Raw genomic sequence first — 13945 nt, forward strand, 5'->3', positions numbered from 1 at the left:
GATTATGCTCGCTCGGCGTCCCGCCGTCGAAGGGTTCTGATCCGCTTCGTCACCCACCACACCACGGCAACCACCACCACGACGACGACGATCGTCTGGAAGATGCCCGCGTACTCCTCGACCACGTGCCAGTTCTCGCCGAGGAGGAACCCCGCGCCGACGAAGAGGGAGTTCCAGAGCAGGCTGCCACCGAGCGTCAGGAGGGTGAAGAGACCGAGGTGCATGCGTTCGATTCCCGCGGGGATCGAGATGAGGCTGCGGAAGATCGGGACCATCCGTCCGAAGAAGACGGCCTTGCTTCCGTGCCTCTCGAACCACGCCTCGGTGCGGTCCACGTCCTCCACCTGGATGAGGGGGAGCTTCGCGGCGATCCTCCGCATGCGATCGCGGCCGAGTGCCGCACCGATCCCGTACAGCGCGAGGGCGCCGACGACCGATCCGAGAGTCGTCCAGAAAATCGCCTCGGCGATCGTGAAGCTCCCACGACTCGCCGTGAACCCCGCGAGCGGGAGGATGAGCTCACTCGGGAGCGGCGGGAAGAGGTTCTCGAGCGCGACGGCGATTCCAGCACCCGGGGCGCCGATCGTCTCCATGAGTCCGACGGCCCAGTCGGAGAATCCGCTGAGAAGGGAGCCGGATTCGCCGGAGCTCGAGGTGGTCAAGAGGGTCATGTGTCGTCGGCTCCGGGGGTCGCAGATGGTCGGCGGCTCCACCGAGCCTAGCGACGGCACCTGTGCGTCTCGTTCGAGCCTCACTGCCGGCTCCCGGTCGCGCTCGAACCGACCGGTGGCGGCAGATACCCAGGGTCGGAGCGCCGACGTTCCTAGACTGGGGTCCACCGACCGCCGAGGAGGACCATGTCCGGCTGGAACCCCTGGCTTCAGTACGCCATCGCCGTGATCGTCGCGCTCGTCGTGGCGCTCGCCGTCATCGTCGTCACCTCTCTCGTGGTGCGCGTCGTCTCCCGTCGTCGACCGGCGGCGCTCGGACTGCTGACGAGCGCCAGAGCGCCGTTCCGCGCCCTCGTCGTGGTGGCGCTGCTGTGGATCGCTTCAGCCGTCTCCGTCCTCGCCACCTTCGACGGGTGGCCCCTCGTCTCGCACGCGCTCCTCATCGCCGTGATCGTGCTCGCCTCATGGCTCGTCGGTTCGCTCGCCTCGTTCGGACTCTCCCAGGCCGCAGGGCGGTACCGGGTGGACGTCGCGGACAACCGTGTGGCACGCCGGGTCCGCACGCAGATCCAGATGGTGCGGCGACTCGTCCTCGTGGTCGTCGTGATCGTGGGAGCGTCGGCCGTGCTCATGACCTTCCCCGAGGTGCGGACGGTGGGGGCGAGTCTGCTCGCCTCGGCGGGAGTCGTCTCGATCATCGCGGGCCTCGCGGCCCAGTCGACCCTCGGGAACGTCTTCGCGGGTGTCCAACTCGCGTTCAGCGACGCCATCCGTGTCGACGACGTGGTGATCGTCGAGGGGGAGTGGGGCCTCATCGAGGAGATCACCCTCACGTACGTCGTCGTCAAGATCTGGGACGACCGTCGTCTCGTCGTGCCGTCCACCTATTTCACGACGACCCCGTTCCAGAACTGGACCAGGCGCACGAGCGACCTCCTCGGCGCCATCGAGCTCGATCTCGACTGGCGCATCGAGCCGCGGGCGATGCGCCTCGAACTCGACGCGATCCTCGAACGCAGCGATCTGTGGGACGGCCGCGTCAAGGTGCTGCAGGTCACCGACGCCGTCGGCGGATTCGTCCGGGTACGGGTGCTCGTATCGGCGCGCGACGCCCCGACGCTCTTCGATCTGCGGTGCGAGGTGCGCGAGGACCTCGTGGAGTGGGTCCACCGGCACGGCGCCGACGGTATTCCGAAGACGCGTGTCGTCATGGGCGAGGACGCGCCGCCGCCGCAGGTGCGCACGCCGGAGGACACGTCGACCGGTGCGCATCGCGGGCTCTTCAGCGGGAGCCCGGAAGCCGAGGAGCGCGGGCTCGAGTTCACGCAGTCGATCCAGGTGATCGAGTCGGACGACGAACCGCGGCACTGACCTCCGACCCGCTCAGGCCGACGCGCGCTCCTCTGTCAGGAGGTCGATCGCCGCCCGTCGGAACACCCTCGAGGTCGGCGCGGAGAAGTGGTCGCGATCGGGGAGCTCCACGAAGCGGCCGTGCGGCGCGGCCTCGGCGAGCGACCGCGAGTCGTCGCGCACCGGGTCGCGATCGCCTGCGGCGACGAGGAGCGGTACGGCCGGAGGGTCGGACGGATCGGGCTGCACGCCTCCCCGCATGCCCTCCACGAGTGCGATGAGCGACTCGAGGTCGTTCCCAGGGATCCCCGACGCCATCTCCACGTAGGCGCGGGTGAGACGGTCCGTCACGGGCGCTCCGCTCGAGGCGAAGGCTCGAGCGGCCTCCAGATCGAAGGCCGAGAGAGGGTCGCCGGAGGGCAGACCGCCGAGGACGGCAGCCGGAAAGCGGTGGGGCGTCGTGCGCGCGAGCTGCCAGCCCACGCGCGCACCCAGCGAGTATCCGAGCAGGACGGCCTCGTCGATCAGGTGGGCGTCCATGACGCTGAGGACGTCGGCGGCGAGACCCTCCGTACTGAACCGGGACGGGTCGTGCGGTTTGCCGCTCCGTCCGTGTCCGCGCTGATCGAGGGAGAGGACCCGGAATCCGGCGCGCGTGAGATCGCGGGTCCATCCCGCGTTGTGCCAGTTGAGGACGGCGCTCGACGCGAACCCGTGCACGGCCATGACCACCGGTGCCGTGGTGTCGCCGACGTCGTAGACGGCGAGCCGGGTGCCGTCCTCCGCCATCACGAACACCGGCTCCGGGGGCTGCGGGAGGATGCTCACCCATCCACTGTATTCGGCCGTCGGACGGGGGATGCGCGGCGGTCACGGCGGCGGCGGCTCGTCCCGTTGCCTAGAGTGGTGTCTCGTGACGACCGAAAACGCCCGACCGTGGCTCGCGAGCTACGCTCCCGGCGTCCCCACCATCCTGGACATCCCCGACGGCTCCCTCGTCGACATCATCGAGCAGTCCGCACGGGAGTTCCCCTCCGCCGTGGCGCTCGAGTTCTTCGGGGCCACGACGACCTATCGTGAGCTCGCGGAGCGCATCGAGCGCGCGGCGGCCGGCCTCGTGCGGCTCGGGGTCTCGCACGGCGACCCCGTCGCGATCGTTCTCCCGAACTGCCCGGAGCACGTCATCGCCTTCTACGCCGTCCTCCGCGTCGGCGGAGTCGTCGTCGAGCACAATCCGCTCTACACCCCGCGCGAGCTCCGCCACCAGTTCGAGGACCACGGCGCGCGCGTCGCGATCGCGTGGGACAAGGTCGTCGGGACCATCCAGGAGTTCCCGCGCGACGTCGCCGTCGACCATATCGTCTCGATCGACATCACCGAGAGCATGCCGTTCGTGAAGCGCGCGGCGCTGCGGCTCCCGATCCCGGCGCTCCGCCGTACGCGCGCGACTCTCACGACGCGCGTCCGCGGGACGGTCACGTGGGAGCGCCTCACCGGAGGTGGACGCGTCGGAGACGACGTGCCGCGTCCGGCCGCCGACGACATCGCCGTCATTCAATACACGAGCGGCACCACCGGCACACCGAAGGGCGCCGTTCTCACCCACCGCAACCTCAGCGCGAACGCCGCGCAGTCGCGGGCCTGGGTCCCCACCATCACGCGAGGCGACGGTTGCGTGGTCTACGCCGTCCTGCCGATGTTCCACGCCTACGGCCTCACCCTCTGCCTCACGTTCGCGATGAGCATGGGCGCGCGTCTCGTGCTCTTCCCCAAGTTCGAACCGGATCTCGTCCTCGCTGTGATGAGGAAGCGTCCACCCACGTTCCTCCCGGCCGTCCCGCCGATCGCCGATCGCCTCATGCGTGCGGCGGAGGAGAAGGGCGTCTCTCTCGCCGGTGTCCAGGTGGCGATCTCCGGTGCCATGCCACTCGACGAGGCGATCGTACGGCCGTGGGAGGAGCGCAGCGGGGGCTTCCTCGTGGAGGGATACGGGCTGAGCGAGTGCTCCCCGGTGCTCATGGCCAATCCCGTGGCGGACAACCGGAAGGCCGGCACCGTCGGTCTCCCGCTGCCCGGCACCGACGTGAGGATCGTGGACCCCGAGGACCCGAGTACCGTGCTCGGCGTCGGGGCCGAGGGCGAGCTCGTCGTCCGCGGGCCGCAGGTGTTCTCCGGCTACTGGCGCAAGCCGGAGGAGAGCGCAGCGGTGTTCGCCGACGGGTGGTTCCGCACGGGAGACATCGCCACGATCGACTCCGACGGGTTCGTCCGCATCGTCGACCGCATCAAGGAACTCATCATCACCGGCGGCTTCAACGTCGCTCCGAGCGAGGTGGAGGAGGCGCTGCGCGGACTCCCGGGCATCGCCGATGCCGCCGTCGTCGGTCTGGTGAGCCCGCACTCGGGCGAGGACGTCGTCGCAGCGGTGGTCCTCGAGCCCGGCGCGGCGTTCTCGGCCGACGAGGCGCGGTCGGCGCTCCGGTCGTCGCTCACGCCGTACAAGGTGCCGAAGAGGATCGTCGTCGTCGACGAGCTGCCGAAGTCGCTCATCGGCAAGGTGCAGCGGCGCCTCGTGCGCGACAGCCTCGCCGCAGCGGAATAGGGCGGCGTCCGACTCGCCGCGGTGTCGCCGCCTCAGTCCGTCGACTGGTCGAGGTGCTCGCGTGCGGCGGCTGCGAGGGCACGAGCTGTGTCGGCGAGCGCGTTCGTGACGATCTCCCACTGCTGCCAGTACAGCAAGACGTCGACGGAGCGACCGGGGTCGAGGTCGACGAGAGCTCCAGAGGCCTCGGCCTCGGCGCTCTGACCGTCGGGCAGCATCGCCCACCCGATCCCGAGGGTCACGGCGTTGGCGAAGTCCGCGGACGACGGCAGGTAGTGCCGCGGGGGAGCGGCAGAGGGCGCCGTCGTGCGCAGGTAGCGGTCCTGGAGGTCGTCGCGGCGGTCGAACACGAGCATCGGTGCGACGCCGAGCGCCTCGGGTGTCGGCCCGTCGGAGAAGAACTGTCGGGCGAACGCCGTCGACGCCATCGCGCGATAGCGCATCGTCCCGAGGCGTGCGACGGAGCATCCCTGCACGGGCGTCGAATCCGTCGTGATCGCCGCCATCACTCGACCGTCGCGCAGCAGCTCGGCCGAGTGGTCCTGGTCCTCGCGGTGGAGGTCGAAAGCCACACAGTGTCCGAGGGGCGCCAGAGCGGGCAGCACCCACGTGGCGAGGGAGTCCCCGTTGACCGCGAGCGACACGGTGGGGACGCCTCCGCGACCACGCGACACGCTCGACTCCGCCTCGCGTCCGAGCGCGGTGATCTGGCGTGCGAGGCGGACGTACGCCGCTCCGGCCTCGGTCGCGGTCGTGGGGCGGGACCGACGGACGAGCACGGCGCCGGCCGATCGTTCCAGGGCTTTGATCCGCTGACTGACGGCCGACGGCGTGACGCGGAGTTCGCGGGCTGCGGAGTCGAACGATCCGGTGTCCACGACGGCCGCGAGGGCCGAGAGCTGTGCGAGGTCCAGGTCCATGGTAGCAATTCTAATGATGCGTAAAAATCTTTAGCTGGATTCCCGAAGCTCGACTCCGTACCGTCGGACCGTGCCCTCCACCCTCGTCTCCCTGTTCTCCGGTCTCGCCTTCGGTCTGTCGCTCATCGTCGCGATCGGCGCGCAGAACGTGTTCGTCCTCCGCCAGGGCATCCGCCGCGAGCACGTCGCCCTCGTCGTCGTCACGTGCGCCGTGTCCGACGCGATCCTCATCGTCGTCGGTGTCGCGGGTGTCGGCGGGGCGGTGTCCGCCGTGCCGTGGCTCGTCCCGGTCGCGACCATCGGCGGCGCCGCCTTCCTCGTGGGATACGCCGCGCTCGCCTTGCGTCGGGCCCTCCGGCCCGCCGCGCTGGCGTCCGACACGGCTGGCGAGCGCGCGCCGTGGGGGAGCGTCCTCCTCGGCTGCCTCGCGATCACTTGGCTCAACCCCCACGTCTATCTCGACACGGTCGTCCTGCTCGGATCGATCGCGACGGGATTCGGCACCGGTCGGTGGTGGTTCGGACTCGGCGCCATCGCCGCGAGCGTCGCGTGGTTCACCGCGATCGGTTTCGGTGCGCGCCTGCTCGCTCCACTCCTCGCACGACCGGGCGCCTGGCGGGTCGTGGACGGGGTCGTCGCGGCGGTCATGCTGCTCATCGCGGGGCGACTGGTCTGGGGCCTTCTGGTCCCCTGAGACGAGCACAGGGTCTGAAGCGAGCACAGGGTCTGAAGCGAGCACAGGGTCTGAAGCGAGCGCAGGGCCTGAGGGGCGCACAGGGCCGGAGGATTGTGTAACAATCGCATATGCCCGTCCTTTTCGTGCTCCTCGCCGCGGTGTGCTTCGGCACGACGGGGACGGCGCTCGCCCTCGGTCCGGGCGACGCCTCCCCCCTCGGCGCCGGGGCCGTGCGCATCGTGATCGGCGGAGGGATCCTCGCAGCCGTCGTCCTCGTCAGGAGGCCACGTGGCCCCCTCCCGGCAGGAATCGCGGGGGACAGCCCGGCGCGGAGGATCCCGTCGACGGCGCTCGTGGCGATCGGCTCCCTCGGGATCGTCGCCTACCAGCCGGCGTTCTTCCTCGGCACGACACGCGTCGGTGTCGCCGTCGGCACGGTCGTGGCCCTCGGGTCGGCCCCGATCTTCACCGGCGCCTTCGAATGGCTCGTCACGCGTCGCTTCCCTGGCCTCGTCTGGGCCGGTGCGACGGCGATCGCGACGGGGGGCGTCGTCCTCCTGTCCGGCGGAACGGACGGTGCCATCGCCCCTGATCCCGTCGGTCTCGCCGGATCCCTCGCCGCCGGGGCGAGCTACGGCGTCTACGCCCTGGTCGCCAAGATCCTCATCGCGAGGGGCGCCGAATCCGCATGGACCATGGGAACGCTCTTCGGAGCGGCTGCGGTCCTGAGCATCCCGCTCGCCCTCTCGACGGATCTCCGCTGGCTCGTGAGCCTCGAGGGTCTCGCCGTGGCGCTGTGGCTCGGAGTCGTGACCACAGCCGTCGCCTACCTGCTGTTCGGCCGTGGCCTCGTCGGGTTGTCGGCGGCGACGGCGTCCACGGTCACTCTCGCCGAGCCGGTGACGGCGACCCTTCTCGGCCTCGTCGTCCTCGGCGAGCGCCTCTCCCCATCCGCCGTCGGAGGCGTGTGCGTGATCGCGGTGGCGATCGTCGTCCTGGTCGTGCCGTGGACACGACTCGTGCGATCGCGGCGTGCCGTGGGTGGCGTCGTATGACGGATCCCTCGCCTCGACCGACGCGGGTGGACGAGGTCGCCGACGCTCTGCGCTCCCGCATCCTGGAGGGTGCACTCGGCCCGGGGGTCGCCCTCCGGGAGACGGAGCTCGAAGCCCACTACGCGGTGTCGCGCCACACCGTCAGACGTGCCCTCGCCCTCCTCGTCGCGGAGCGACTCGCCACCTCGCGTCCGTACAGCGGCGTGACCGTCGCCGGCGTGACCGTCGACGGTCTCATCGCGCTGCAGCAGTTGCGATGCGCCCTCGAGAGCGAGGCGGTCCGGATCCTCCGAGCGAGCCACGGCGACGACTGGCCGGCCCCGGTGCTCGATCCCGTCGAGACGGCCGTCGAGGCGCTCGCGACGGCCGGCCGGGAGCCGTCGGACTGGCGGGCCGTCGAACGCGCTCACGCGCTCGTCCACTCCACTCTCGTGCGCGCAGCAGGGAGTCCACGGATCACCGAGGCCTACGACGCCCTCGATACCGAACTGTCGGTGTTCCTCCGCCACATCCGTCCGGACCTCGACGCCCGGAGGCTCGCGGAGGACCACCGCGGTTTCCTCGCGGCCGCTCGACGGGAGGGGGCAGCGGCGGTGCGTGACCACCTCGACGCGTCCACGGCGCTCCTCGTCCGTCGACTCGCCGATCCCGACGACGCCTCCTGACGCGAGGAGCCGGACTCAGTGCGCTCCGGTGTCGTGGGGCATGTGGAGCTCGCCCGGATCGACGTCGACGTCGCCCACATCGTCGGGGCCCCCGGTGCCGGGCGTGACGTTGACGTCATCGCGATCGATGTCCTCGTCGACCGTGGCCGGGACGCCGTCGGCCTGCTTGGCTGCCGTCTCCGTCTCGCTCCCCGGCGAATACGCGCGGTCCTTCGCGGTCTGCTCCTCGTCGGAGAGGGCGACATCGGGCGTGGGCGTGGGCTCGTCTGAGGTGTTCGTCATCCGGCGAGGCTACGTGGGGTTCGCGAGCCCGGCACCCCCTTGCGGACGGGCGTCGCCAGCATCGTGATCGACACGGCTCGCAGCGCCGTAGCATCGAAGGATCATGGGATCACGGTCTGCGGCGCTCGAGCGGCTGTCCGACGTCCTCGTCTGCCCGGTCTGCGCAGGGGACATCGTCTCCGTCTCGACCTCCGTCGTCTGCGCAGCCGGGCACGTCTTCGACGTCGCGCGGCAAGGGTACGTCTCCCTCATCGCCGGCCGGGCCGTCTCCGGGGACTCGGCGGAGATGGTCGCAGCCCGTGACCGATTCCTCTCGTCCGGTCACTACGATCGCATCTCCGACGCTGTGGCTTCAGCGGTGCCGACGGCCTCCGGCGTCTGCGTCGACGTGGGGGGAGGGACCGGATACCACCTCGCGCGCGTGCTCGACGCCCGCCCCGACCTCGCGGGGCTCGTTCTCGACACGTCGAAGCCCGCCCTCAAGCGTGCCGCGCGGTCCCACGAACGGATGGCCGCTGTGGCGACCGATGCGTGGGCCGCTCTTCCGCTGCGCTCATCGAGCATCGACGTGATGCTCAGCATCTTCGCGCCGCGGAACCCGGGCGAGACCGCTCGCGTGCTGGCCCCCGGAGGTGTGCTCGTCGTCGTGACGCCCACGACCCGCCATCTCTCCGAGCTCATGTCGGCCGTCGGCCTGGTGCGCGTCGACGAGCGGAAGGAGGAACGCCTCGCCCTGCAACTCCGCGACTTCGAGACCATCCGCTCCGATCGCCTCGAGTACGGCGTATCGCTCGGCCGCGCCGAGGCGATCGACGACGTCCTCATGGGTCCGAGCGGGCACCACGCCGGTGCCGACGAGATCGCGCACGCTCTCTCGTCCCTGCCCGACCCCGTCGCCGCAACCGTCTCGGTCGTCGTCTCCGTCCTCCGCCTCCGCCGGGATGCCGGATGACGGACACTGCGTCGGTGGCCGACGGTAGGGTCCTGAGCGAGGACGGGAGACATCATGGGCGCCTTCGACGAGTTCATCGGACGACGATCGATCGATTCGCTCCGTGACGAGCTGATCGCCGCGCATCCCGGTGCGGCCTGGTCTGCTCTGGGCTCCGTGCACGCATCGCTCGACGGGCACGCCCTCAAAGCGCGGAGCGATCTCGTGGCGCTCGCCCTCGCCGAGGACCTCGAGGGCGACTATGCGCTCGCGGCCTCCGTCTACCGCTCGGCTCTCGCGTCACCAGCCTTCGCCGGATGGACGATCTGGCCCGTCACGGAGAGCGCCGTCACGCTCGCGCTCGCGGACGGATCGCAGCGCGCGTTCGACGACGCTCTCGCCCTGCTCGCCGAGCTCACTCCGCGACTGTCGTCCGAGTTCGCGGTGAGACGACTCCTCATCGCGGATCTCGATCGGGGGCTCGAGGCCGCCGTCGGTTGGGCGGAGAGCGACGACGAGCACGTCAGGCGGCTCGCGAGCGAAGGCACGCGACCGTACCTGCCGTGGGCCGTCCGGGTGCCGTCACTCATCGGCCGGTCGCGCGACGTCCTCCCGATCCTCGAGAGCCTCCGCGACGACCCGGCCGAGTACGTCAGGCGCTCGGTCGCCAATCATCTCAACGACATCGCGCGTCACGACCCGGGCCTCGTCGTCGACGTCGCGCGGCGGTGGTCCACGGGTCCAGACGTCTCGAGCGGTCGACGGTGGATCGTCCGGCACGGACTGCGCACCCTCGTCAAGAAGGGCGACACCGCAGCGCTCTCCCTCCTCGGCTTCGATGCGGTGGATGTCGTGATATCGCCGCCGATGCTGACGACGACGCGTGTCGACGTGCCGGGCGAACTGGGGTTCGAGGTCGAGGTCCGCAACAGCGGGGACGCGAGCGCCCGCTTCGCCGTCGACTACGTCGTTCACTACCGGAAGGCCAACGGCACGACGTCACCCAAGGTGTTCAAGCTCGCGACTGCGACACTCGAGCCGGGGGAGTCCAGGCGGTTCGTCCGCACCCACGCATTCCGCCCGCTCACGACCCGCGTGCATCACCCCGGCGGGCACGCCCTCCAGGTGCAGGTCAACGGTCGTCTCTCCGAACCCGCGACGTTCGACGTCGTTGTGGGGGACTCAGACGCCGACTGAGCAGTCGGTCGTGGTCGACCGATCGGGACGCCCCGATCGCGCCTCAGAGAGAGGTTGTCGCCGTGTCCGTCGTGACGGCGGTCGTCGCGTCGCCGGCGGACGCCTCGACTCCGGAGGCATCGGCCGGCGCGGAGAACTGGGCGACCGTCTCGTACACCCGCTTGTGTCCGCGGATGGCGGCGAGTCGGAAGGGGCCGGTGGTCTCCTGCGCGAACTCGTGGTCGCCGCCCACGAGTCCGTCCGGGTGGGCGTGGAGCCGAACGTAGGTCGGGTGGTCGATCTCGCGACGGCGCTGGATCTGCTCGCGGTGGCGGGTGGTGCGGAGCATCTCGCGGTATCCGGGCTGCACCACCCCGGCGAAGAGCTCGGCGACGCTTCCCGAGCCGTAGCTGAAGAAGCCGACCCGCGATCCGCTCAGGTCCTCTTCGGCGTTCTCGAGCAGGGACAGGAGACCGATGTACACGGATGCCGTGTAGGTGTTGCCGATCTGCCGGTTGTAGTCGAGTGTGTTCGCGATCTGCTCGTCCGCCTGCTCGGCCGTCAGTTCGCCGGAGTGCTTGGCGAGGGTGCGGTGAGCCTTGACGGCGAGCCGCGTGAACGGCTGGTGGTAGCAGAAGCGGTCGAAGTCGGCGAGGGCATGGCCGCCCTGATCGCGGTAGTCGTCCCACGCGGAGCGCAGGGCGTCCATGTAGACCGAGACGGAATACTTGCCGTCGACGAGAGCGGTGCTCCGGTAGTTGGGCCGCCAGAAGTCCATGACGTCGGCTGTGTGGAGTCCCGACTCGGCCTCGATCGCGAGGACCGCGGGGTTCGAACTCACGAGCATGGCGACGGCGCCGGCGCCCTGGGTCGGCTCTCCGGAGGAGTCGCGGTCGTACCGGGCGACGTCGGAGGCGATCACGAGTACCTTCTGCTCCGGACGGCGCGCGACGAGGGCCACGGCCATCTGGAGGGCTGCCGTCGCGCTGTAGCAGGCCTGCTTGAGCTCCACCACGCGGCAGCGCGGGTCGAGCCCCAGGAGATGGTGCACGTACACGCCGGCGGCCTTCGACTGGTCGATTCCGCTCTCCGTCGCGAAGAGGACGGTGCGGATCGCGGACAGGTCCTGGCCCTCGAGGATGGGCTGCGCGGCTGTGGCGGCCATCGTGACGATGTCCTCGTCGGGAGCCGGAACGCTCATGTGCTCCTGGCCGATTCCGACGTGGAACTTGCCGACCTCCACACCGGTCGCCTCGGCGAGGGTCGTGAGGGGGAGTACGTACTCCGTGGTGGCGAAGGAGATGTTCTCGATGCCGAGTTGCATGGGGGCGTCCGGTTTCTCTGCGTCTGGTGGAGCAGCGTCTGCGGGGCTCCGTTGGGGAACTGCCGTCTCGCCGTGGTCGACCCGTTCGGGTCGCCCCGGCGAGGAGGTCGGGGGCCGGCGTCTGTGCCGTCAGGCCGAATCCGTCTGGGAACGGCTCGGTACCGTGAGTTTATCGGTGGATGCTGTACACGCGGTGGGTGTCCGCCGTGAGCGATCGGTCGACGATCTGTGTTCGTCGCCCCGAGTCAGGCGGATTGTCGAGAGCGCTCCATCTGCAGGTGCGACTGCATCAGCTCGCCCGGATTGGTCTGAGCTGCCATGAGCGACAACTCGCCGCACAGGACGGCGGCAGCGCACAGCACGGCGAGGCGACGAGCGTTCTCTCCCGGCTCGCGGTCCTCACGGCACCCGATCCGAGTGAGGTTCTCCTCGACGAAGGGCAGTCCCTTCCCGTTGCCCACCGAGCCGACGACGAGGTTCGGAAGGCTGCACGAGAAGTAGAGGTCTTCGCCCCTGACCTCCGCGTGCGTGATGCCTTGCGAGCCCTCCACGATGTTCGCGGCGTCCTGGCCCGTCGCGAGATAGAAGCCGAGGAGCATGTTCGCGTAGTGCGCGTTGCCGCTGCGAAGTCCGCCGGCGAGCATCGTGCCGATGAGGTTCTTGCGCACGTTGAGCGCGACGACGGCCTCCGGGGTCGTCCGCAGCCATCGTGAGCAGACCGCCCGCGGGATGAGGATCTCCGTGACGACGTTCTTGCCGCGACCGAGGATCCCGTTGACGGCCGTCGCCTTCTTGTCCGAGCAGTAGTTGCCGGAGATCGAGCCGTAGCGCACACCGCTCACGTTCGCGAGCACGTGCTCCATGAGCTTGTCCGATGCCTGCGTCACCATGTTGTGGCCGGAGGCGTCTCCCGTGGAGAACTCGAACCGGATGAACAGGAGGTTTCCCGCGATCTGGTGGTGCATGTCGATGAGCCGCGCGAAACGGCTCGTCTCGGCGACGACGGCGCGCAGTTCGCTCTCGTGAGCATGGAGGTATGTCATGGCGTTGACGGCGGAGAGGGCATCGTCCGCCTCGAGCAGGATCGAGCGGCTCATCCTCTCGTCCACGAGGGTGGCCACGATCCCGGACTCGACGAGCGTCGAGATCTTCGCGCCGCGCCCGACGGACGGCCAGAGGGGCGTCTCGTACGTGGCGAGCGGGATCTCCTGGAGCCCCGTCATGACGTTGCCGGAGATGGAGATCGGCCCGACCCACTGCAAGGGGACGGGCGCTGTCGACGTTTCGCGAGTGCTCATGGTCTGTCCAGTCTAGGAACGGGAGGGCGTCGGTCGGTCCAACCGGCTTCTCAGAGCTTCGCGAGCTGCTCGCGGATCAGTCCTGCGCTGCGGAACGTCGCGCCCACGAGGGCGACGTGCTTCCACTTGATGAGGCCGTCGGCTCCCACGAGGAACACGGAGCGGCGCAGCCCGAGCCCGGGGAGACGGATGCCGTACGCATCGACGACGCTGCCGTCCGTGTCCGAGAGGAGGGGGAGGGTGACCTCGTCCTTGATGGCGAAGGTCTCGTGGCTCGCGAGGTCCTGCAGGCCGATCGCCCACACCTGCGCGCCGAGTTCCGTGAAGTCTGCGAGCTTCTCGCTGTACGAGCACAGCTGCGCCGTGCACGTCGCCGACTCGTCGCCCGGATAGAACGCGAGAACGACGGGGTGACCGCGTTCGGCGGACAGCGTGTAGGTCTTCCGGCGCGCGTATCCGTCCTTGACCTGAACGCCGGGGAGCGAGAAGTCAGGGGCGACGGCGCCCTCGTGGAGTCCCATGGGTCAGACGATGTCGATCTCGATCGACACGGGGATGTTCCCCCGAGTCGCGTGCGTGTAGGGGCACACCGCGTCTGCGGCGTCGACGACGGCCTTCGCCTGTTCCTCCGTCACACCCGTGAGCTCGACGTGGAGTGTCACGGAGAGCCCGAAGCCGCCGTCCTCGCGAGGGGCGATGCCGACGTCGGCGGTGACGGCCGAGTCCTTCGTCGAGACCTTGTGCTGCGATGCGACCGCCTTGAGCGCGGAGTGGAAGCACGCGGAGAACCCGGCCGCGAAGAGCTGCTCGGGGTTCGTCGCCCCTCCGCGGCCACCCATCTCGGTGGGCGTGGCGAGGTCGGCCTCGAGGATCCCGTCGCTCGATCGGACGTGGCCGTTCCGGCCGTCGCCCGTGCTCGTCGCGGATGCGGTGTACACGGCCTGAGCCGTCGTCGTTCCCTCGGCCTGTGCTGCTGCGCCCTGCGTCATCGGATC

Annotated in this window: 15 protein-coding genes; 7 read left to right on the forward strand and 8 right to left on the reverse strand. The window is 69.8% G+C overall.

From position 1 onward, the window contains the following. Nucleotides 1-2: 2 nt before the first annotated feature. The gene (locus CLV49_RS14725) at nucleotides 3-671 is read right to left on the reverse strand and encodes a DedA family protein (protein ID WP_106564214.1); all 669 of its coding nucleotides are present in this window, start codon (nucleotides 669-671) and stop codon (nucleotides 3-5) included. Between the two features lie 186 nt (nucleotides 672-857). Between CLV49_RS14725 and CLV49_RS14730 the strand changes: the two genes are divergently transcribed. After that, complete coding sequence (locus tag CLV49_RS14730) at nucleotides 858-2042, forward strand: mechanosensitive ion channel family protein (protein ID WP_106564215.1); 1185 nt, start codon at nucleotides 858-860, stop codon at nucleotides 2040-2042. A gap of 12 nt (nucleotides 2043-2054) precedes the next feature. Here CLV49_RS14730 and CLV49_RS14735 read toward each other — a convergent pair whose 3' ends face one another. Continuing rightward, complete coding sequence (locus tag CLV49_RS14735) at nucleotides 2055-2849, reverse strand: alpha/beta fold hydrolase (RefSeq protein WP_243696546.1); 795 nt, start codon at nucleotides 2847-2849, stop codon at nucleotides 2055-2057. 31 nt (nucleotides 2850-2880) lie between these two features. Between CLV49_RS14735 and CLV49_RS14740 the strand changes: the two genes are divergently transcribed. Next, nucleotides 2881-4623, forward strand: coding sequence for a long-chain-fatty-acid--CoA ligase (locus tag CLV49_RS14740; RefSeq protein WP_106564216.1), 1743 nt, complete (start codon nucleotides 2881-2883; stop codon nucleotides 4621-4623). Nucleotides 4624-4655: 32 nt separating this feature from the next. Here the strand turns inward: CLV49_RS14740 and CLV49_RS14745 are convergent, their stop codons facing one another. Next, nucleotides 4656-5543 (reverse strand): LysR family transcriptional regulator ArgP, encoded by an 888-nt coding sequence (locus tag CLV49_RS14745; protein ID WP_106564217.1) that lies wholly within the window; start codon nucleotides 5541-5543, stop codon nucleotides 4656-4658. A 70-nt stretch (nucleotides 5544-5613) separates the two neighbouring features. Between CLV49_RS14745 and CLV49_RS14750 the strand changes: the two genes are divergently transcribed. The 3 genes from CLV49_RS14750 (at nucleotide 5614) to CLV49_RS14760 (ending at nucleotide 7939) form a co-directional block, all read left to right on the forward strand. Next, nucleotides 5614-6237: a LysE/ArgO family amino acid transporter gene (locus tag CLV49_RS14750; protein ID WP_106564218.1), complete on the forward strand. Its 624-nt coding sequence runs from the start codon at nucleotides 5614-5616 to the stop codon at nucleotides 6235-6237. 110 nt (nucleotides 6238-6347) lie between these two features. After that, a complete protein-coding gene (locus tag CLV49_RS14755; protein ID WP_106564219.1) occupies nucleotides 6348-7274 on the forward strand; it encodes a DMT family transporter in 927 nt (308 codons plus the stop codon). Beyond that, nucleotides 7271-7939, forward strand: a complete 669-nt coding sequence (locus tag CLV49_RS14760) for a GntR family transcriptional regulator (protein ID WP_106564220.1) — start codon at nucleotides 7271-7273, stop codon at nucleotides 7937-7939. The genes CLV49_RS14755 and CLV49_RS14760 overlap by 4 nt, the downstream gene beginning before the upstream one ends. Before the next feature lie 15 nt (nucleotides 7940-7954). Here the strand turns inward: CLV49_RS14760 and CLV49_RS14765 are convergent, their stop codons facing one another. After that, nucleotides 7955-8221 carry a hypothetical protein gene (locus tag CLV49_RS14765; RefSeq protein ID WP_106564221.1) on the reverse strand — a complete coding sequence of 89 codons (267 nt, stop codon included), beginning with the start codon at nucleotides 8219-8221 and terminating at the stop codon, nucleotides 7955-7957. Between the two features lie 103 nt (nucleotides 8222-8324). Here CLV49_RS14765 and CLV49_RS14770 point away from each other — a divergent pair, with 103 nt between their 5' ends. Together CLV49_RS14770 and CLV49_RS14775 are read left to right on the forward strand one after the other, a co-directional pair. Further along, nucleotides 8325-9173 (forward strand): putative RNA methyltransferase, encoded by an 849-nt coding sequence (locus CLV49_RS14770; RefSeq protein ID WP_106564222.1) that lies wholly within the window; start codon nucleotides 8325-8327, stop codon nucleotides 9171-9173. Nucleotides 9174-9227: 54 nt separating this feature from the next. Further along, complete coding sequence (locus CLV49_RS14775) at nucleotides 9228-10349, forward strand: DNA alkylation repair protein (RefSeq protein ID WP_106564223.1); 1122 nt, start codon at nucleotides 9228-9230, stop codon at nucleotides 10347-10349. 43 nt (nucleotides 10350-10392) lie between these two features. Here the strand turns inward: CLV49_RS14775 and CLV49_RS14780 are convergent, their stop codons facing one another. From CLV49_RS14780 to CLV49_RS14795, 4 genes are all read right to left on the reverse strand, one after another. Continuing rightward, complete coding sequence (locus CLV49_RS14780) at nucleotides 10393-11652, reverse strand: hydroxymethylglutaryl-CoA synthase (RefSeq protein ID WP_106564224.1); 1260 nt, start codon at nucleotides 11650-11652, stop codon at nucleotides 10393-10395. A gap of 245 nt (nucleotides 11653-11897) precedes the next feature. After that, on the reverse strand, nucleotides 11898-12950 hold the full coding sequence (locus CLV49_RS14785) for a hydroxymethylglutaryl-CoA reductase (RefSeq protein WP_106564225.1): 1053 nt from the start codon (nucleotides 12948-12950) through the stop codon (nucleotides 11898-11900). Nucleotides 12951-13000: 50 nt separating this feature from the next. Beyond that, nucleotides 13001-13471 (reverse strand): peroxiredoxin, encoded by a 471-nt coding sequence (locus CLV49_RS14790; RefSeq protein ID WP_106564226.1) that lies wholly within the window; start codon nucleotides 13469-13471, stop codon nucleotides 13001-13003. Nucleotides 13472-13474: 3 nt separating this feature from the next. Continuing rightward, complete coding sequence (locus CLV49_RS14795; RefSeq protein ID WP_106564227.1) at nucleotides 13475-13939, reverse strand: organic hydroperoxide resistance protein; 465 nt, start codon at nucleotides 13937-13939, stop codon at nucleotides 13475-13477. Between the last annotated feature and the right edge of the window lie 6 nt (nucleotides 13940-13945).

The organism is Labedella gwakjiensis (assembly GCF_003014675.1).
Lineage (GTDB): Bacteria > Actinomycetota > Actinomycetes > Actinomycetales > Microbacteriaceae > Labedella > Labedella gwakjiensis.